At 66.8% G+C, this 18022-nt stretch carries 16 protein-coding genes; 6 read left to right on the top strand and 10 right to left on the bottom strand.

Annotated features, from left to right (window positions below; translation table 11 throughout):
- Position 1: 1 nt before the first annotated feature.
- From AO057_RS06170 to AO057_RS06150, 5 genes are all read right to left on the bottom strand, one after another.
- A complete protein-coding gene (locus tag AO057_RS06170) occupies positions 2-310 on the bottom strand; it encodes a hypothetical protein (RefSeq protein ID WP_156404478.1) in 309 nt (102 codons plus the stop codon).
- 197 nt (positions 311-507) lie between these two features.
- Positions 508-1500 carry a Bug family tripartite tricarboxylate transporter substrate binding protein gene (locus tag AO057_RS06165; RefSeq protein ID WP_082605431.1) on the bottom strand — a complete coding sequence of 331 codons (993 nt, stop codon included), beginning with the start codon at positions 1498-1500 and terminating at the stop codon, positions 508-510.
- A gap of 44 nt (positions 1501-1544) precedes the next feature.
- Positions 1545-2663: an amidohydrolase family protein gene (locus AO057_RS06160; RefSeq protein ID WP_057674801.1), complete on the bottom strand. Its 1119-nt coding sequence runs from the start codon at positions 2661-2663 to the stop codon at positions 1545-1547.
- A gap of 10 nt (positions 2664-2673) precedes the next feature.
- Positions 2674-3159: a (2Fe-2S)-binding protein gene (locus tag AO057_RS06155; protein WP_057674800.1), complete on the bottom strand. Its 486-nt coding sequence runs from the start codon at positions 3157-3159 to the stop codon at positions 2674-2676.
- Positions 3156-5363, bottom strand: coding sequence for a xanthine dehydrogenase family protein molybdopterin-binding subunit (locus AO057_RS06150; RefSeq protein ID WP_057674799.1), 2208 nt, complete (start codon positions 5361-5363; stop codon positions 3156-3158). Before AO057_RS06150 ends, AO057_RS06155 begins: the two co-directional genes overlap by 4 nt.
- 277 nt (positions 5364-5640) lie before the next feature.
- Here AO057_RS06150 and AO057_RS06145 point away from each other — a divergent pair, with 277 nt between their 5' ends.
- A complete protein-coding gene (locus tag AO057_RS06145) occupies positions 5641-6843 on the top strand; it encodes a tetratricopeptide repeat protein (RefSeq protein ID WP_057674798.1) in 1203 nt (400 codons plus the stop codon).
- A gap of 150 nt (positions 6844-6993) precedes the next feature.
- Here the strand turns inward: AO057_RS06145 and glmS are convergent, their stop codons facing one another.
- On the bottom strand, positions 6994-8844 hold the full coding sequence (gene glmS / locus AO057_RS06140; protein ID WP_057674797.1) for a glutamine--fructose-6-phosphate transaminase (isomerizing): 1851 nt from the start codon (positions 8842-8844) through the stop codon (positions 6994-6996).
- 134 nt (positions 8845-8978) lie between these two features.
- Here glmS and AO057_RS06135 point away from each other — a divergent pair, with 134 nt between their 5' ends.
- The gene (locus AO057_RS06135) at positions 8979-9470 is read left to right on the top strand and encodes an Lrp/AsnC family transcriptional regulator (protein WP_057674796.1); all 492 of its coding nucleotides are present in this window, start codon (positions 8979-8981) and stop codon (positions 9468-9470) included.
- Between the two features lie 25 nt (positions 9471-9495).
- Here AO057_RS06135 and AO057_RS06130 read toward each other — a convergent pair whose 3' ends face one another.
- Together AO057_RS06130 and glmU are read right to left on the bottom strand one after the other, a co-directional pair.
- Complete coding sequence (locus AO057_RS06130) at positions 9496-10248, bottom strand: sensor histidine kinase (RefSeq protein WP_057674795.1); 753 nt, start codon at positions 10246-10248, stop codon at positions 9496-9498.
- Between the two features lie 10 nt (positions 10249-10258).
- A complete protein-coding gene (gene glmU, locus AO057_RS06125) occupies positions 10259-11668 on the bottom strand; it encodes a bifunctional UDP-N-acetylglucosamine diphosphorylase/glucosamine-1-phosphate N-acetyltransferase GlmU (protein WP_057674794.1) in 1410 nt (469 codons plus the stop codon).
- On the opposite strand from glmU, the gene AO057_RS06120 reads away from it, so the two are divergent.
- Positions 11667-12545: a DUF6279 family lipoprotein gene (locus tag AO057_RS06120; RefSeq protein WP_057674793.1), complete on the top strand. Its 879-nt coding sequence runs from the start codon at positions 11667-11669 to the stop codon at positions 12543-12545. The two genes, glmU and AO057_RS06120, sit on opposite strands and share 2 nt — an antisense overlap.
- A gap of 65 nt (positions 12546-12610) precedes the next feature.
- Positions 12611-13210 carry a DUF3617 family protein gene (locus tag AO057_RS06115; RefSeq protein ID WP_057674792.1) on the top strand — a complete coding sequence of 200 codons (600 nt, stop codon included), beginning with the start codon at positions 12611-12613 and terminating at the stop codon, positions 13208-13210.
- 157 nt (positions 13211-13367) lie between these two features.
- Here AO057_RS06115 and AO057_RS06110 read toward each other — a convergent pair whose 3' ends face one another.
- Both AO057_RS06110 and AO057_RS06105 read right to left on the bottom strand, forming a co-directional pair.
- Positions 13368-14357 carry an MBL fold metallo-hydrolase gene (locus tag AO057_RS06110; protein WP_057674791.1) on the bottom strand — a complete coding sequence of 330 codons (990 nt, stop codon included), beginning with the start codon at positions 14355-14357 and terminating at the stop codon, positions 13368-13370.
- Positions 14358-14446: 89 nt separating this feature from the next.
- Positions 14447-15058, bottom strand: coding sequence for a 5-formyltetrahydrofolate cyclo-ligase (locus AO057_RS06105; RefSeq protein WP_057674790.1), 612 nt, complete (start codon positions 15056-15058; stop codon positions 14447-14449).
- 9 nt (positions 15059-15067) lie between these two features.
- On the opposite strand from AO057_RS06105, the gene AO057_RS06100 reads away from it, so the two are divergent.
- Together AO057_RS06100 and AO057_RS06095 are read left to right on the top strand one after the other, a co-directional pair.
- Entirely contained in the window at positions 15068-17068 is a 2001-nt protein-coding gene (locus AO057_RS06100) for a lytic transglycosylase domain-containing protein (protein WP_057674789.1), read from the top strand.
- Positions 17065-18021 carry a complex I NDUFA9 subunit family protein gene (locus AO057_RS06095; RefSeq protein WP_057674788.1) on the top strand — a complete coding sequence of 319 codons (957 nt, stop codon included), beginning with the start codon at positions 17065-17067 and terminating at the stop codon, positions 18019-18021. The genes AO057_RS06100 and AO057_RS06095 overlap by 4 nt, the downstream gene beginning before the upstream one ends.
- The last annotated feature ends 1 nt before the right edge of the window (position 18022 follow it).

Here is an 18022-nt window from a genome sequence, read left to right as displayed (position 1 = left end):
CTCAGCGCTGCAACCGGCTCGGCCTGGAGTTCAGGCTCTTGGGCAGCAGGCCTTCGAACATGGCCGAGATCTCGTCGACCACCTGGTGCGCAGCCTGCTCGCCGCAGCGTGTCGCCACCGCCATCAGCAGTTCGGGCCGCAGGAACCACAGGGCCGGCACATTGGACGCCATGAGGATGCGTCGCTCGACCTGCGGAAAACGCTCGGCGCACTCCGCGTCCAGGCACTTGAGCATAGCCTGGCGTATGTCGTCAATATGGAATGCGGCAACAACGGTGTCGTCGCGCAAAGGATTGAGCCTCTCCTGCATGGTGGAGAGGAATCTGGTCGCAGCACTGAACATTTTTATATGAATCAACTAACCCAACGAAGCCGGAATCTTAGGTCAGTGCGTCCGTATTCTTACTAGGGAAATGCTCTTGCGTAGAAACCCTGACGGGCGGACACCGTCTTTGCCGCAGGCCTGGCCACAGCATGCGCCTGCACGGCGCATGCTGTGACGGCGTTTTACTCGGCCTTGATGTTGTTGTCGCGGATGGCCTTGCCGTAACGGGCCAGCTGGTTCCCTACGAGCGCCGTCAGCTGCTCCGGGGTGGTGCCGTTGGGCCGGAGGCCCAGGCCGGCGTAGCGCTCCTTGACCATGGGGTCGGCCAGCGCCTTGACCACTTCACGCTGCAGGCGCTCGACGATCTCCTTGGGCGTGCCCTTGGGCGAGGTCAGTGCAAACCAGGTGCTGAAGTCGAAACCCTGGATGCCCTGCTCCTTGAGCGTCATGGTGTCCGGGTACTCGGGCTGGCGCGCATCGGCCATCACGCCCACCAGGCGCAGTTTGCCGCCCTTGGCCAGGGCGGCCACCGTGGCGATGCCCTGCACCGTCATGTCGACCTGGTTGCCGGCCACACCCTGGGCCGCCTGGCTGGCGTCGCGGTAGGGCACGTGCTTGATGTCGATGCCGGTGTGCGCGGCAAACAGCGCGCCGCCCAGGTGCTGCGGGCTGCCGTTGCCACCCGAGGCATAGGTGATCTGACCCGGCGCAGCCTTGGCTGCGGCCACCAGTTCGGCGGCGGTCTTGTACTTGGAGTCGGCGGGCACGGCCACGCTGAACTCGATGGTGGCGACCTGCGAGATGTGGGCGAAGTCGGTGACCGGGTTGAACGGCGTGTTCTTGTTCAGGTTGGGCACCATGGTCAGCACGCTGTCGTTGAAGCCGCCGATGGTGTAGCCGTCCGGCGCGGCCTTGGCCAGCCGGTCGGCACCGATGATGCCCGCAGCACCCGTGATGTTCTCGACCACGATGGCCTGGCCCATGTTCTCCGACATCTTCTGCGCCAGCAGGCGCGCCGCCACATCGACCGCGCTGCCCGCGCCCAGCGGCACGATCATGCGGATCGGCTTGTTGGGATAGCCGCTCTGGGCCAGCACGGGGGCGGCCAGGGTCAGGCCGGCCGCGGCGGCCAAGGTGAGCGCGAAGCGTCGCGTGCAGGTGGAAAGTTGTTTCATGGTGTCTCCTTCGTGGTTGTATGTAGAGGGTGGGCCGCCGGCCTTCAGACCGTGAGCCCCAGCACGCGGATCGCGTTCTCGCCGAGGATGGCCAGGCGGTCTTCGTCGCTGAGTTCAGGGGTGGCCATCACGTGGCCCACCGGGTCCTCCACCCAGGGGATGGGGTGGTCGGTGCCGATCATGATCTGGCTCGCGCCCACCTCGGCTGCAAGGTGGCGCAGCGCCTCACCCGTGAAGACCAGCGAGTCGAAGTAGATCTGCCGGATGTACTCGGTCGGCTTCTTCTTCAGCACGATCTCGGGGTTGCAATTCTGCGGCGAGACGAAGCAGCTGCGGTCCATGCGCGGCGCGTAGGAACCGAGGAAGCCGCCGCCGTGGGCACCCAGCACCTTGAGCTCGGGGTATTTGTCGAACACGCCTTCGAAGATCAGCTTCTGCAGCGCGATGGTGGTGTCCAGCGGGTTGCCGATGACGTTGGACAGCCAGCCATTGCCCTTGAGGCGGGCCGCCAGCTCGGGCGTGCTCTGGGGGTGGATGAAAAGCATCACCCCCAGTTCCTGCGCCTTGGCCAGCACGGGGTGGTATTGCGGATTGGCGAAGTCGTCACCGGCCACGCTGCCGCCGATGGCTGCACCCTTGAGGCCGTGTTTCTTGACGGCTTCTTCGAGCATCTGCACGGCAAGCTCGGGGAACTGCATGGGCAGCGAGGCGAAGGCGGCCAGGCGCTTGGGGTGGTTCGCGCACAGCTCGGCAAAGCTCTCGTTGTGCACGCGGCAGATCGCCTCGGCGGTCTCGCGATCTTTTTTGTACCAGAAGGGGTTGATGCTCAGCACCTGCAGGTCGATGCCCATGGCGTCCATGGCCTCGAAGCGCGCGGCCAGCTGCTGGTCCATCTGCAAAAAGTGCTCGGGCACGCCCTTGACCGGGGGTAGTACGCCCTTGGCCTCGGCGCCCATGAGGTCCAGGCCGGCCTGGAAGTAGCAGTGCGCGTGCGCGTCCACCGTGCGTGCGCGCTTGCCGCGGATGATCACCGGCGCGCGGCCCGTGGCGGTGGTGCTGCCACCGCCCCCGCCGGGCACGATGGGCAGGCCCGCGCAGCTGCAGAACCAGAAGCCGTTGCAGCCTTGGGCGTGGGTTTTGGGGGAGAGCCAGTTCTTGAGCATGGGTGAAGGGTCAGGATTTTTTGAAAATGGGGGAAGCTGCTGCGCGCTCGATGGCGCGCACCATGCGCGTCTGGGCGCCGCAACGGCAGAGGTGTTTTTCCAGGCCCAACACGATGTCGTCGCGGCTGGGCTGAGGGTTACGCGCCAGCAGCGCGCAGGCCGAAGTGATGATGCCGGCCACGCAGTAACCGCACTGGGCGGCGCGCTCTTCGATGAAAGCGGTTTGCACCGGGTGCGGCTGGGCCGGCGTGCCCAGGCCTTCGAGTGTGGTTACCTGCCGGCCCTGGATGGACCAGACCGGCAGATTGCAGGAGGTCTGCGGCTGGCCGTCCACCAGCACCATGCAGGCGCCGCATTCGCCCTGGCCGCAGCCGAACTTGGGACCGCTCAGGTTCAATTCATCACGCAGCACCGAGAGCAAGGTAGCCTTCTCGTCGCCACCAAAGTGGACAGGCTGCTGGTTGACGTGGAACATGGTCTGTTTCTTTTCGCTCATGCGGCCTCCGCGGCATGCACGGCACGCAGCAGCGTGTCGGGGGTCAAAGGCAGTTCGCGCACACGCACACCGAGGGCGTCGAACACGGCATTGGCCAGCGCCGCGGCCACCGGGCCCTGGGCGGCTTCGCCAGCACCCAGCGGGGGTTCGTCGGGCCGGTCGATCACGTGCACGCGAACCTCAGGCACCTCGCTGAAGCGCAGCACCGGGTAGCTCAGCCACTCGTTGCTGGTGATGGCCTCGCGGTCAAAGGTGACCTGCTCCTTGGTCGTCCAGCTCACGCTCTGGACGGCGCCGCCTTCGATCTGGTTGATGACGCCATCGAGGTCCACCACCATGCCCACATCGACCGCGAGATCGAGGTTGAGCACACGCACCTGTTCGTCCACCTGCACACGCGCAATCACCGCGCACCAGGCCCCCGTGTTCTTGTAGCGTGCCCAGGCCAGGCCGTGGCCTATGCCCTCGGGTTCTTCGGCCCGCCGGCCCCACCAGGTGGAGCGCTGCACCACTTCCTGCAGCACCGCCAGCGCGCGCGGGTCTTCCAGGTGACGCTGGCGGAAAGCCAGCGGCGCCTCACCGGCCTGCAGCGCGAGTTCATCGACGAAGGACTCGATCGCGAACACATTCGCATAGGCGCCCAGCGCGCGCATGGCCGAGGTGCGCAGGGGCATCACGGTCAGGCGGTTGTGGATGACCTGGAGATTGGGCACCCCATACGCCGGCACCGCATTGCGCTCGGCACCACCGCCGGCGGCCAGCGGCGGGTTGATGGGCAGGGGCAGGGCCGTGGCGTCGGCACGCTCACTGGCGGCCAGCAGGGCCGGCACGGGCGCACGGCCCGGGCGCGAGCTGTAGCCGTTGGCCCAGAGTTCGTGTTGCCAGTGGCTCAGTTGACCGGTGTCATCGAGCCGGGCACGCAGCGCTACGCGGTGCGCGGCACCCAGCGGGCTGTGTGTGAGCTCGTCCGCGCGCGACCACAACACGCGCACGGGTTGGCCTGGGCAGCGCAGGGCCATCAGCACGGCATCGAAGGCCACGTCGTCGGCGCCGTTGTGGCCGTAACAGCCCGAGCCCTCGACGTGATGAACGACGATGTCTTCCTTGGCCACGGGCGTGGTTTCGCGGGCCAGGGCCTTGACCAGATCGTCGCGCAGGTTGTGGATGCCCTGGCTGTGGGTCCAGACCTCCAGGCGCTTGCCGTCCCATAGCGCCAGCGCGCAGGAGGTGCCGATGGAGGCATGCGCCAGATAGGGTTTGAGGTAGACCGCGTGGTGCTGCAGGCCGTCACTGGGCCAGGCGGTTTCACCGCGCTCGGCCGTTTTCGTGGTCTCGTGCGGGGCCGACGTGAGAAAAGCGTCCAGCGCATGTACGTCGGGCAGGGGTGCACCGGCCTGCCACTTGATCTTGCCCGCCAGTCGGGTGGCTGCCGTCTCGGCATCGCGCTCAGTGGCCGCAACGATGGCGATGAAACGTCCGTCGGCCCAGCAGCGCACACCGGGCGGCAGCGCCGCCGCCTCGTCTGCCGGCCAATGGGCCAGCGTGGCGTCCAGTGTGGGCGGGCGCAGCACGCGGCCGTGTTGCAGTCCGGGCAGGCGCAGGTCCTGGATGAAACGGGCCTGGCCAAACACCTTGTCGGCCAGATCGATGCGCTCGGGGCGCGCCTGCCCCAGCAGGCTGCGCTGCGCGGCCGTCTTGGGCCGTGCCGCGCCCGCGCACTCGATGTTGAGATCCACGCCCTTGAGCAGGGTCGTGTAGTCACCCAGATCCTGCCCCTGCGCGGTGCAGAAGCGCCCGGCCTGCACCTCTATCGTGTCGGCGCTCTGGCCGGTCAGCAGCGCCGCATGTTGCAGAGCCATGGCACGCACCTCGGCACAGACCTGGCGCAAGGCGCCACCGCTGTCCTGCACCGACAGGCTGCCCGAGGTCACGCCTTCATCGGGGCCTATCGCGGTGCTGGCGCTGCGGATGCGCACGCTCTCCAGCGGCACGTCCAGCTCTTCGGCCACGATGAGCATCAACGCGGTGAGGATGCCCTGCCCCAGTTCAACCTTGCCGGTGTACACATGCACCCGGCCGGGCTCATCGAAACCCAGCCATTGCGAGAGGCGACGGTTGGTGTGCAGGCTGCCGGGCAATTGCGGGCGGCCGTCCTTGCGGTCGATCACAAAACCGCGGGGCTGGGAGGTGGAGACGTCAGGCATGGTGATGAATAGACTCGCTGGCCCAGGCCTCAGGGACCTGGGAACTCGCAGTGGAGGAGCAATGCCTGTTTGCTATCTGTGGCCATTGTTCGTGTAGAGGGGTGCTGGCTGCGTCGCAAGCTCTGAGTTTAGAAACGTCAGCGGTCTGGGTCCAATGCCGATTACGTCCTATTCCATATCATCATGCGATGGATGAGCGCCCGGGTAAACCCGCATGAAACGATAGCCGTGGTGCGATCAGGCGTCTCCTGCGTCCGGGGCACCAGATAATTCCGGCATGAGCGCAGACCATCTCGAACAAGCCAAGGCCTCTTTCCTGCAAGGCCTGCACACCCTGGAAGCCGGCGACTGGCAGGCGGCCGAAGGCCATTTCGAGCGGGCATTGGAACTCGCCCCGGGGCGTGTCTCGGTGATGCAGAACCTGGGCATCGCCCGGGTCAGGCTCAAGCGTTATGCCGAAGCGGAGCCCCTCTTGCGCGACACGCTGGCGGCCGAGCCGGAACAACTGGGCGCCTGGCTGGCCTTGGCCGAAGCCCAGCTGGAACTCGCACATTTCGAGGCAGCCGCCAGCAGCTTCGAGCGCTGCTTTGCCCTGGGTGAAGCATCGGCCACGCTGCGTGCCCAGTATGCGCAGTGCCTGGCACGGCAGGGCCGCATTCCCGATGCCATACGCGCCTACCAGGAGGCCCTGGAGCGCGATGCCAAACACACGGCCGCGCTGACCGAACTGGGCAGCCTGTACCGCGAAGCCGGCCAGTTCGAACAGGCGGCAGCCTGTTTCCAGCGGGCATTGGACAACGGCGCCGATCCTGAGGTGGTGGCCTATTTTCTGGCTGCCGTGACGCAACAGGCCGACGTCCCCACGCCCCCTCAGCAGTACGTCAGGCAACTCTTCGATCAGTACGCCGAGGAATTCGACGCGCACCTCGTGGGCCAGCTGGGCTACCAGGGCCACCAGCTGCTCGTCGACCGCCTGCCGCCCGAGGCCGGCGCGCACTTCTCCAGGGCACTGGATCTGGGCTGCGGCACCGGCCTGTGCGGCGCCCATGTGCGCTCACGCGTGGATCACCTGGTGGGTATCGACCTGGCGCCTGCCATGGTCGACAAGGCCAGGCAACGCGCGATCTACAACGCGCTGCATGTCGGCGACATCCACGACTTCCTGGCCGCCGCGCAGGAACCGTATGACCTGGTGCTGGCCGCCGACGTCTTCATCTACGTCGGCGCGCTGGAACAGGTCTTTGGCCTGCTGGCGACCCGCATGCGTAAGGGTAGCTGGCTGGCCTTCACCGTGGAGGACGCTGCGCCCGGGCAAACCGTGCAGTTGCTGCCCAGCCTGCGCTACGCCCACTCACCCGCCTATCTGCAGGAGCTCGCGCAGCGGCATGGCTACGACCTGGTGAGCAGCCACGAAGAAGCCATACGCTTTGACCAGCAACGTCCGGTGCATGGGCGTTATGTTTATCTGAGGCGGCGCTGACGCGTCGCGGTCATTCGACCGTCACACTCTTGGCGAGATTACGCGGCTTGTGCTGTCGCATAACTTCGCTGCGCGAAGTGAGCGACATCCAAACCCAGAAGCCTGGCGCGCCTGCGGCGCTGTCGCTACGCGACACCCAGAGTTTTCCCGTCATTCGACGGTGACACTCTTGGCCAGATTTCTCGGTTTGTCCACATCTGTCCCCCGCGCGCAGGCCGTGTGATAGGCCAGCAACTGCAGCGGCACCACGTGCAGCAGGGGTGACAGCGCCCCGTAGTGCTCAGGCATGCGGATCACGTGCAGGCCTTCGCCGCTTTCGATACGGGTGTCGGCATCGGCCAGCACGTAGAGCACGCCACCACGCGCGCGCACCTCGTGCAGATTGCTCTTGAGTTTTTCCAGCAGCGCGTCGTTGGGCGCCACCGTGACCACGGGCATGGCGCTGGTCACCAGGGCCAGGGGGCCGTGCTTGAGCTCACCCGCGGGGTAAGCCTCGGCGTGGATGTAGCTGATTTCCTTGAGCTTGAGCGCGCCTTCGAGCGCGATGGGGTAGTGCAGGCCACGGCCCAGGAAGAGCGCGTTCTCCATGCGGGCGAAGTCCTCGGCCCAGCTCATGACCTGCGGCTCCAGCGCCAGCACGGCCTGCAGGGCCACGGGCAGGTGGCGCATGGCCTTGAGGTGTTGCGCCTCGTCTTCGTCACTCAGATGCCCGCGCACCTGGGCCAGCGCCAGCGTCAGCAGGAAGAGGCCTGCCAGCTGCGTGGTGAAGGCCTTGGTGGAAGCCACGCCGATCTCGACGCCTGCGCGCGTGATGTAGGCCAGCTTGCACTCGCGCACCATGGCGCTGGTCGCCACATTGCAGATGGTCAGCGTCTGCGCCATGCCCAGGCTTTGCGCGTGGCGCAAGGCGGCCAGGGTGTCCGCCGTCTCACCCGACTGGCTGATGGTGACCACCAGCGTGCGCGGGTTGGGCACCGAGTCGCGGTAGCGGTATTCGCTGGCCACCTCGACCTGCGTGGGAATCTTGGCAATGCTCTCCAGCCAGTACTTGGCGGCGCAGCCGCTGTAGTAGCTGGTGCCGCAGGCCAGGATGAGCACGTTGTCGATGTCCTTGAAGACGCGGTAAGCGCCGTCACCAAACAGCTCGGGCACGATGCCTTCCACGCCTTCGAGCGTGTCGGCAATGGCGCGCGGCTGCTCGAAGATTTCCTTCTGCATGTAGTGGCGGTAGGGGCCGAGTTCGGCCGCGCCGCTGTGGGCCAACACGGTCTTGACGACGCGCTGCGCGGGTTTGTGGTCGCGCCCCACCACCCAGAACTTGCCCAGCTGCAGATCCACCACGTCGCCTTCTTCCAGGTAGACGATCTGGTCGGTCACGCCGGCCAGGGCCATGGCATCACTGGCCAGGTAATGCGAACCATCGCTGCCCACGCCCAGGATCAGCGGCGAGCCGGCGCGTGCGCCGATCACACGGTGCGGCTCGTCCTTGTGGAAGACGGCGATGGCGTAGGCGCCGTGCAGCTGCTTGGTGGCAGCCTTCACGGCCTCGAACAGGTCGCCTTCGTAGATGGAGTCGATCAGGTGGGCGATGACCTCGGTGTCGGTCTGGCTGACGAAGACGTAACCCTTCTTCTGCAAGGCGGCGCGCAGTTCGTCATGGTTTTCGATGATGCCGTTGTGCACCAGGGCCACACGCGCCGCGCGCTGGGCCGTGTCGGCGCCCGGACCCTGGCTGAAGTGGGGATGAGCGTTGTGCACGGCGGGGACGCCATGCGTGGCCCAGCGGGTGTGGGCAATGCCGGTGTAGCCGGTCACGTTATCGCGGGCCACCTGCTCGGCCAGTTCGGCCACCCGCGAGGTGCTGCGCGCGCGCTGCAGGCCGCCAGCCGCATGCACGGCCACACCGCAGGAGTCATAACCGCGGTACTCCAGGCGCTGCAGGCCCTGGACCAGCACGGGGACGATGTTGTGATTGGAAACGGCGCCGACGATGCCACACATAGAGGTGTCTCCTGAACTCGATGGGGCGATGGTAGAAGCAGTAATAAAAAATATCTCATTGATTTTTTGTGGTTTATGAACTTAAATTTCATAAACCACATGACAAGACCAAATATTTCAAAAATAATAAACAAATGGAATCAATCACCATAGATGCCACGGATCTGCTGCTGCTCGACGCCCTGCAGAAAGACGCCAGCCTAAGCAACCAGGCCCTGGCCGCGCTGGCCCACATCTCGCCGCCCACCTGCCTGCGGCGCGTCAAGCGCCTGGTCGATGGCGGCCTGATCGAGAAGCAGGTCGCCATCCTCAGCACGGACCAGCTCGCGCCCCTGTTGGGCCACGGCCTGCAGGCCATCGTGGAGATCACGCTGGAGCGCCAGGGGGAAGAGGCGCAGACGGCCTTCGAGTTGCGTGTGGCAGCCGACGAGGCGGTGCAGCAGTGCTACCGCGTTTCGCCCGGGCCGGACTTCGTGCTGGTGGTGCACGCGCGCGACATGCCGGACTACCTGGCGCTGGCGCAACGCCTGTTCACCAGCGACGCCAATGTGCGCAACGTGAAAGCCTTTTTCAGCGTGAAACGCAGCAAGTTCGGCACGCGCGTGCCGCTGCCGGCGAAATCCTAGCCAGGCCGGACCCGCCAGGCTCGGCTCAAACGGGCGCGCCCATGGCACACGGCAGCGTGAAGCTGACGGTGCAGCCGGCGTCGAGGGCGCCTTCGGCACGGATGCTGCCGCCGTGGCGTTCGACGATCTTGCGCGCGAGTGCCAGCCCCAGGCCCAGGCCTTCGAACTGGCTGGCGCTGTGCAGACGCTGGAAGACATGGAAGAGCTTGAACTGGCGCACCGGGTCGAAGCCCACGCCGTTGTCGCGCACGCAGAGGGTGGCCAAGCCCTCGGGTCTCACCTCGGCACCGACCTCGATCACCGCTGTGTCGCGCGGACGCGTGAACTTGAGCGCGTTGGACAGCAGGTGCACAAAGAGCTGGCGCAGCAGCGCACCGTCCCCGATGACGATCGGCAAACCCTCCTGCACCTGCCATTCGATGCGGCGGCCGGCACACAACTCGGCCAGCTGGGCCTGCGCCTCGGCCAACAGGGTGCCGACCTCCCACTCGCGCACCTGCAGTTCGACCCGGTCCAGCTGCGACCAGCTCATCAGGCCGTCGATCTGCTGGCCCAGCGTGCGGGCCGCGCCGTGGACCGTCTCCAGGTAGCTCAGCGCTTCACCCGGCAGCACGGGCCCGGCCTCCTCGCGCAGCAAAGCCGCATAGGACATGATGTGGCGCAGGCTGGCGCGCAGGTCGTGCGAGACCGCGTAGGCAAAGTCGCCGAGTGCGGCGCGCGCGTCGTGCAGCTCGGCTTGCAGCCGCGCGATCTCCTGCTCGGGCGTGGGTTCGCTCATGGGCGCAGCGTCATTTCTTCTTCTCGGGCCGCTTCCAGTTGCTCAGGCTGACCTGCTTGGCGCGCGCCACGGTCAGCGCGCCGGGCGCCGTGTCCTTGGTGATGGTGGAGCCGCCGCCCACCGTGCCGCCCGCGCCGATGGTGACGGGGGCGATCAGCACGCAGTTGCTGCCGATGTGCACGTCGGCCTCGATCACCGTGGTGTGCTTGTTGGCGCCGTCGTAGTTGGCCGTGATGCTGCCAGCGCCGTAGTTCACACGCTCGCCCACTTTCGTGTCGCCGATATAAGCCAGGTGGTTGGCCTTGGCACCCTTGGCCAGCGTGGCCGCCTTGATCTCGACGAAGTTGCCGATGTGCACCTCGTCGCCCAGCTTGGCGCCGGGGCGCAGCCGGGCGTAGGGGCCGACCAGGGCACCGGCGCCGACCTCGACACGCTCCTTCTCGGCGAAGCCGCCTTCGATGTGGGTATAGGGGTGGATCACCGCACCGGCGCCGATGCGCGCATTGCTGATCGTGCAGTGTGCGCCAACCTTCACGCCCTCGCCCAGCTCCACCCGGCCGGCGAAGATGCAGTTGATGTCGATCTCCACGTCCTGTCCGCACAGCAGTTCGCCACGCACATCCAGGCGTGCCGGGTCGGCCAGACGCACGCCCTGCTCCATCAATGTCCTGGCCACGCGCTGCTGGTGCGCGCGCTCCAGTTCGGCCAGCTGCACCGGGCTGTTGATGCCGGCCACCTGCAGCGCGTCGCTGATCTTGTGCGCCACCACGGGCACACCCTGTGCCACCGCGAACTTCACCACGTCGGTCAGGTAGTACTCGCCTTGTGCGTTCTTGTTGTCGAGTTGCGCCAGCCAGGGCTTGAGCAGCCGGGCCGGCACGGCCATGATGCCGCTGTAGATCTCCTGGATGGCGCGCTGGGCCTCGCTGGCGTCCTTGTGCTCCACGATGGCCTGTACTTCGCCATTCGCGGCGCGCACGATGCGGCCATAACCCGTGGGGTCGTCGAAGGCAATGGTCAGCAGGGCCAGCTTGTCGCCGCCGCAGGCGTCGATCAGCGCGCGCAGGGTGGTGCCTTCCGTCAGCGGCACGTCGCCCGACAGCACCACCACGATGCCGTCATCCGGCAGCGCCGGCACCGCCTGCTGCACCGCATGGCCGGTGCCCAGCTGCGGCTCCTGGCGCACGAACTGCAGCAAACCACCGCCCGGGTGCACCACGCCGGCCTCGACCTCGGCGGCGCCATGGCCCGTGATCACCACCACACGCCGGGCATTCAACCCTGCCGCCGTGTCCACCACATGCTGCAACAATGCACGACCGGCCAAACGGTGCAACACTTTGGGCAGCCTGCTTTTCATGCGCGTGCCCTTGCCCGCGGCCATGATGGCCACATCCACTGCCTGTCCGTTCTGCTTCATGCGCTTGTCCACCGTGATGTTGAGTTTCCTGCCCCGCATTATCGGTGCGCTGCTGCTGCTTGTGCTGGCCGGCTGCAGCGCCGTGCAAACCGGCTACAACAACGCCCCCACCCTGCTCTACTGGTGGCTGGACGGCTACATCGACTTCAACGAGGCCCAGGCCCGGCCGGTACGCGACAGTCTGGACACCCTCCATGCCTGGCACCGCCGCCAGGAACTGCCCGCCTATGCCGATCTGCTCCAGCGCATGCAGCAACAGGCGGCCGGGCCGGTCACCCCCGAACAGGTCTGCACGCACCTGGCCCAGGTCCGCGTGCACCTGCAGCGCCTGGGGGAACAAAGCGCCGAAGGCCTGGCCCGGCTGGCGCCCACCTTGCAGACCGCGCAGTTGCGCCACCTGGACCGGCAATTCGAGAAACACAACCGCAAGTGGCGCGAGGAATGGCTGGACGGCAGCCCGGCCGAGTTGCTGACGCGGCGCCTGGAGCGCACCGTGGACCGCTACGAGGATTTCTACGGCAGCCTGAGTGAGGCCCAGACCACCTTGCTGCGCCAGCGCATCACGGCCTCCAGCTTCGACGCGCGCCTGGCCTGGGCCGAGCGCCTGCGCCGCCAGCAGGACACGCTGCGCGTGCTGCAGGAACACCGGCAGGGCGAGCGCCCGGCCCACATCAAGGCCGAAATGCTGGCCCTGGTGCAACGCAGCCTGGAGCCGCCCGAGCCCGCCGCGCGCGAGCAGTTCGAACGCATGCTGCAGGAGGGCTGCCAGACCATCGCCGCCCTGCACAACAGCGCCAGCGAGGCACAACGGCGCCGGCTGGTCGAGCGGCTGCGGGGCTACGAGGCCGACCTGCAGGCCCTTATCGCACCGGGCTGAAACGCTGGCCACGCCAGGATCGCTCTGCGAGAATGGTCCGAACCCATCCAGACTGGAGGTTCGCCATGCACCGTTTCATCCTTGGCCTTCTGCGTGTTGTCCTGCTGGTCGGCCTGACACTGGCCGGCACGGGCCAGGCGGCCGGCCCGCTGTCCGAACTCAAGCTGTTCAAGTCCACCCCCATGGGGCAGGGCCTGTGGCGCATGGAACTGATCTCCAGCGACGACCCGCAGATGGCCCGCGGTGCAGCGGCCATGGGCCAGACCGGCCTGTGCATGGACGTGGCCAGGCAGATGTCCAGGAACACGCCAGCGGAAGACCCGCGGTGCACACCCAAGATCCTGCGCAACACCGACAGCCAGGCCGAGATCGAGGTCAGCTGCAAGGACGGCGGGAGCTCGCGCATGCTCATGACGCGCGAGAGCGAGAAGAGCTACCTGATGGACAGCACCGTCAGCAAGGACGGCAAGCAGCGCAGCTTCAAGGTCCGCTACACCCACGCCGGCGCCTGCAAGGGCGATGCGATGATGCAGTTCGACAAGAACAGCCCCATGTGCAAGCAGATGGACCCGGCCAGGATGCTGGCCCGCTGCGCCAGCCTGCCCGAGTCCTCACGTGCGCAGTGCGAGCAGCAGATGAAGGGCCTGGCAGCGTCCTGCCAGTGAGGAGCAAGCGGCGCAGAACTTGTGAAGAAATCGTAGCGAGCGGCCCTAGCGCAAGGCGGACGGAGCGCAGCCACCGGAACGTACTTCAGGTACGTGAGGATGGCGAGCACCGCCCAACGCGGCGATGGGGCCGCGCAGTAGATTTATTCGCAAGTTCTCAGTTTTGCAGCGCGGCCCACATGGCCTGGTCACGCTCGGCGGTCCAGATGCGCGGGTTCTTGATGCCGCTGGCCTCGTCATAGGCGCGGCTCACGTCAAACGGCAGGCAGTGCTCGTAGATGAAGACATGGCCGAACACCGGATCCATGCTCTTGCGCGTGTGGGCCATGGCGGCTTTCAGGTCCATGCCTTGCGCCACGGCTTCCTTGCCCGCCTTGTAGAGCGTCTCGACCCAGCGCTTGGTGTAGTCCAGCGCCTTGTTGACGTTGGCATGGCCCTTCATGGCCTCGCCGCGGCCGGGCACGATGTACTCCGCCTTGAGCGCGCGCAGGGCCTCCAGCGTGGTCGGCCATTCGGCCAGTTGCGCGTCGCCCGTGTAGACGCCGGCCTCGTACTCGACCAGGTCGCCCGAATACAGCACTTTTTCCTCTTCGACCCAGGCGATGGTGTCGCCGCGCGTGTGGCCGGGGCCGGGGCTCCAGATCTGCACCACCACGCCGCCCAGGTTGATGGACAGCTTGCCCGGCACCTCGCCTTTCACGGGGTTGCCGCCGCCGATGACCATGGTGGGCCAGGTCAGGCCCGGCACGGTCTCGGCGTTGCGGAACAGGCGCGGGAAGCGCTCCATCTCGCTCTTCATGTCCTGCGCGCCGCGCTCGCGGATCAGCTCCAGCGTGCCCTGGCTGGCAATGATCTCGGTGGCGCCCTCGGCCGCATAGGCATAGGCACCCAGCACGCGCACCGCGTGGTAGTGCGTGAGCAGCACGTACTTGATGGGCAGGTCGCTGACGGTGCGGATCTTGGCGATCAGGTCGCGTGCCATGGCCGGGGTGGCGGTGGCGTCGCTGACCATGATGAAACGCTCGCCGATGATGACACCCGAGTTCGGGTCGCCCTCGGTGGTGTAGGCCCAGCAGTGGGGGCTGAGCTGCTCGAAGGTGGTTTTCTTGTCGGTCAGGTCGGCTTGCGAGGCAAAGGCTTTGCTCATGGGAACTCCGGGGGACACGCCGTGAGGCGAAAACGCAGATTTTACTTAGGCGTAACGCATTACGGATAGCGCAACCCGCGCCGGGACGCTCAAGCCATCCCGGCCACCGGCCACACCACGCCGTTGTCGTTGAGGATGGCCTCCAGCGGCACGTCGTGTGGCTCGGGCTCGAAATCGTCCAGATAACCCTGGGTGTAGCCCAGCCCCACGGTGTAGGGTTTGGGCTGCAGGGTGGCCAGGGTACGGTCGTAGAAACCGCCGCCGTAACCCAGGCGGTAGCCGCCCGGCCCGTAGCCCACGCAGGGCACGAAGAGCAGGGTGGGCACGATGATCTCCGTGTCCTTGGGCTTGGGGATGCCGTAGGCATCCTCCTCCATCGGGCAACCGGGGTACCAGGCGTGGAAGGTCAGGGTCTTGTGCACCTTGTCGATCACGGGCAGGCCGATGCGCCGCGGCTGCGGGTTGTCGAGCAGCTCGCCGTCCTCTTTCCAGCGGTGCAGGGCCGGCAGGGGATCGAATTCGCCCTTGATGGGCCAGTAGGCGCCAATCACGAGATCGCTGCGCCCCACCAGCCAGATGCGCATGACCTGTTGCAAAAGTGCCGCACGCTGTAGGCGATCGGGCAGGTTCAAACGTTCAGTAATGAGCCGCTGGCGCAGGTTTTTCTTCTCTTGCGCCCTTTTTGCCTCGGATGTGTCCATAATTTCCACATGCAGTTTCAAGTCATTCTGACAGCTATCGCTTTGGCGCTGGGCCTGGCCCTGCCCGCGGCTGCCGCATCGACCAAAGCGAAGACCCGGGTCAAGCCCGATCAGGACGCGCTGATCACCGACATGGCCGAAGCCTACAAGAAGCCCGACAACAAGCGCCTGGCCGCCCTGCTGCCCCAGGTCCAGGGCCATGTGCTGGAGCCCTGGGCCGCCTACTGGGAGCTCAGCGCCCGCCTGGAAGACGCCAAGCCGGCCGAAGTCGAGAACTTCCTGAGCCGTTATGCCGGCACCTACCAGGAAGACCGCCTGCGCAACGACTGGCTGCTGCAACTGGGCAAGCGCCGCGACTGGACCCGTTTCACGGCCGAACTGCCCCGCTACCGCATGGGCGACGACGTGGAAGTCCGCTGCCACGCCCTGCACGCCGCTTACGCCACCAGCAACGAGGACGTGGCCGCCCAGGTGCAGGAGCTCTGGCTGGCCCAGCGCGACCCGGATGACGGCTGCGCCGCCGCCGCCGAGCGCCTGATCAAGGACGAGAAACTCGACCCCATGGTGGCCTGGCGCCGCGCTCGCCTGGGTTTCGAATTCGACAAACCGCGCATCGCCCAGCAGGCCATCAGCCTGCTCAACCCGGACTGGGCCAACGGCCTCAACATCCTCTACACCAACCCCAAGCGCTACCTGGACGAAAAGCTCACCGCCTTCCGTCCCAAGACCCGCGAATGGGTGACCCTGGCCATGATCCGCCTGGCCTCCAGCGACCCTGAGGCGGCGGCTGAAGAGGTGAGCAAGCTGCGCTGGCGCGCCCAGCTCACGCAGGAGGAGCGCAGCTGGGTCTGGGGGGTGATCGGCAAGCGGGCCGCACGCACGCTCTCGGACAAGGCCCTGAGCTACTACGCCAACGGGCAGGACATGCACATGCACAGCGACCACCTCGTGTGGAAGGTGCGTGCCGCCCTGCGTGCCAACGACTGGCAGCAGGTGCACGACAGCATCGCCGCTTTAAGCGAATCGCAAATGCGCGACCCGACCTGGATCTACTGGCGCGCCCGCGCCCTGCTCGCGCTGCAGGCCACCAACGCCGAACTGCGCGCGCGCACCCTGCTGCAGTCCATCGCCTCGCCGCGCGGTTTCTACGAGCAGCTGGCCATGGAAGAGCTCGGCCAGCGCATCAGCGCACCGGCCGCACCGGCGCCGCTGAGCGAAGAGGAGCTGCAGGCCGCCCGTGACAACGAAGGCCTCAAGCGCGCGCTGCACGCCATCGGCATCGGCCTGCGCACGGAAGGCGTGCGTGAGTGGAACTACAGCACCAACCTGCACCAGCGCGGCGGCATGAGCGACCGCGAACTGCTGGCCGCCGCCGCCGTGGCCTGCGAACTGCACGTCTGGGACCGCTGCATCAACGCCAGCGAGCGCACCCGTACGGTGATCGACGTCTCACAGCGTTTCCCCACCCCCTTCAAACAGGAAGTGCAGCAACGCGCCAGCTCCACAGGCCTGGAGCCGGCCTTTGTCTACGGACTGATCCGTCAGGAAAGCCGCTTCATCCCCGACGCCAAGTCCGGCGTGGGCGCGGCCGGCCTGATGCAGGTCATGCCCGCCACGGCACGCTGGACGGCCCGGCGCATCGGCATGAACAACTTCAAGCCCAAGCAGATCACCGAACGCGACACCAACATCGCCATCGGCACGGGTTATCTCAAGCTGGTGCTCGATGCCTTCGACGGCTCCATGCCCCTGGCCGCGGCGGCCTACAACGCCGGCCCCAGCCGCTCCAAGGTCTGGCGCGGCCAGACCGGCGATCCGGTGCTCGAAGCCGCCATCTGGACCGAGAACATCCCCTTCGGCGAAACACGCGACTACGTCAAGAAGGTGCTGTCCAACACGGTGAACTACGCTGCCGTGCTGACGGGCGAGCCCCAATCGCTCAAGGCCCGCCTGGGTTTTGTCGGCCCGCTGGGAATGGACAAGCCCGAACCCGCCGAAGAACTGCCATGAAGCGTGTGCTCCTGCTGGGCGGTACGGGTTTCGTCGGCCGCCACATCTGCGAACATCTGGCGCGCCTGGGCTGGTCCATGACCGTGCCCACGCGCCGCGCCGCCAACGCCAGCGCGGTGCAACACCTGCCGCGCCTCACGGTGCTCGAAGCCGACGTGCACGACGAGGCCACGCTGCGCCAGCTGCTCGTCGGCCACGATGCGGTCATCAACCTGGTGGCCATCCTGCACGGCGATGAAGCCGCCTTCCAGCGCAGCCATGTCGAACTGCCGGAGAAGCTGGCACGCGCCTGCCTGACCACCGGCGTGAAACGCCTGGTGCATGTCAGCGCGCTGGGCGCCGAACCGGCCGCAACCGACACCGCCCCCTCGCGTTACCTGCGCAGCAAGTCACGCGGCGAAGCCGCGCTGCAGCAAGCCGCGGCCCAGGGCCTGCAACTCACCGTGTTGCGCCCCAGCGTGATCTTCGGCGCCGACGACCGCTTCCTCAACCTCTTCGCCGCGCTGCAGCGCGTCTTCCCCGTGATGCCGCTGGCCGGTGCCGGCGCCCGTTTCCAGCCGGTCTGGGTCGAGGACGTGGCCCGGGCCATGGTGCATTGCCTGCAGGACACGCGCACCATCGGCCTGACCTACGAACTCGGCGGCCCCGGCGTCCACACGCTCAAGGCGCTGGTGCAGCTGGCCGGCCGCGCCGCCGGTGTGCCGCGCCCCGTGATCGCGCTGCCCATGGCCATCGGCCGGCTGCAGGCGCTGATGATGGAGTTGACCCCGGGCCAGCCGCTGATGAGCCGCGACAACCTCGATTCGATGAAAGTCGACAACGTGCTCACCGGCCGTGTGCCCGGTTTCGCTGCCCTGGGCATCACGCCCACCGGGCCGGCTGCTGTGGCGCCGGCTTACCTCGGCAACGACGACCCGCTGCTGGCGCTGCGCAGCCGCTTCCGGCGCCGCTAGC

Source organism: Curvibacter sp. PAE-UM (assembly GCF_001432305.1).
Taxonomy (GTDB): Bacteria; Pseudomonadota; Gammaproteobacteria; order Burkholderiales; family Burkholderiaceae_C; genus Hylemonella.
The sequence above is the reverse complement of the archived record's forward strand: the minus strand, read 5'-3'. Positions and strand labels throughout refer to the sequence as shown.

Excerpts from the sequence above, each read along its gene's own strand:
- AO057_RS06110 (WP_057674791.1), bottom strand. The coding sequence starts at position 14,357 with ATGAGCAAAGCCTTTGCCTCGCAAGCCGACCTGACCGACAAGAAAACC.
- glmU (WP_057674794.1), bottom strand. The coding sequence starts at position 11,668 with ATGAAGCAGAACGGACAGGCAGTGGATGTGGCCATCATGGCCGCGGGC.
- AO057_RS06145 (WP_057674798.1), top strand. The coding sequence starts at position 5,641 with ATGAGCGCAGACCATCTCGAACAAGCCAAGGCCTCTTTCCTGCAAGGC.
- AO057_RS06165 (WP_082605431.1), bottom strand. The coding sequence starts at position 1,500 with ATGAAACAACTTTCCACCTGCACGCGACGCTTCGCGCTCACCTTGGCC.
- AO057_RS06155 (WP_057674800.1), bottom strand. The coding sequence starts at position 3,159 with ATGAGCGAAAAGAAACAGACCATGTTCCACGTCAACCAGCAGCCTGTC.
- AO057_RS06100 (WP_057674789.1), top strand. The coding sequence starts at position 15,068 with ATGCAGTTTCAAGTCATTCTGACAGCTATCGCTTTGGCGCTGGGCCTG.
- AO057_RS06095 (WP_057674788.1), top strand. The coding sequence starts at position 17,065 with ATGAAGCGTGTGCTCCTGCTGGGCGGTACGGGTTTCGTCGGCCGCCAC.
- AO057_RS06120 (WP_057674793.1), top strand. The coding sequence starts at position 11,667 with ATGCGCTTGTCCACCGTGATGTTGAGTTTCCTGCCCCGCATTATCGGT.
- AO057_RS06115 (WP_057674792.1), top strand. The coding sequence starts at position 12,611 with ATGCACCGTTTCATCCTTGGCCTTCTGCGTGTTGTCCTGCTGGTCGGC.
- AO057_RS06150 (WP_057674799.1), bottom strand. The coding sequence starts at position 5,363 with ATGCCTGACGTCTCCACCTCCCAGCCCCGCGGTTTTGTGATCGACCGC.
- glmS (WP_057674797.1), bottom strand. The coding sequence starts at position 8,844 with ATGTGTGGCATCGTCGGCGCCGTTTCCAATCACAACATCGTCCCCGTG.
- AO057_RS06160 (WP_057674801.1), bottom strand. The coding sequence starts at position 2,663 with ATGCTCAAGAACTGGCTCTCCCCCAAAACCCACGCCCAAGGCTGCAAC.
- AO057_RS06130 (WP_057674795.1), bottom strand. The coding sequence starts at position 10,248 with ATGAGCGAACCCACGCCCGAGCAGGAGATCGCGCGGCTGCAAGCCGAG.
- AO057_RS06135 (WP_057674796.1), top strand. The coding sequence starts at position 8,979 with ATGGAATCAATCACCATAGATGCCACGGATCTGCTGCTGCTCGACGCC.
- AO057_RS06105 (WP_057674790.1), bottom strand. The coding sequence starts at position 15,058 with ATGGACACATCCGAGGCAAAAAGGGCGCAAGAGAAGAAAAACCTGCGC.
- AO057_RS06170 (WP_156404478.1), bottom strand. The coding sequence starts at position 310 with ATGCAGGAGAGGCTCAATCCTTTGCGCGACGACACCGTTGTTGCCGCA.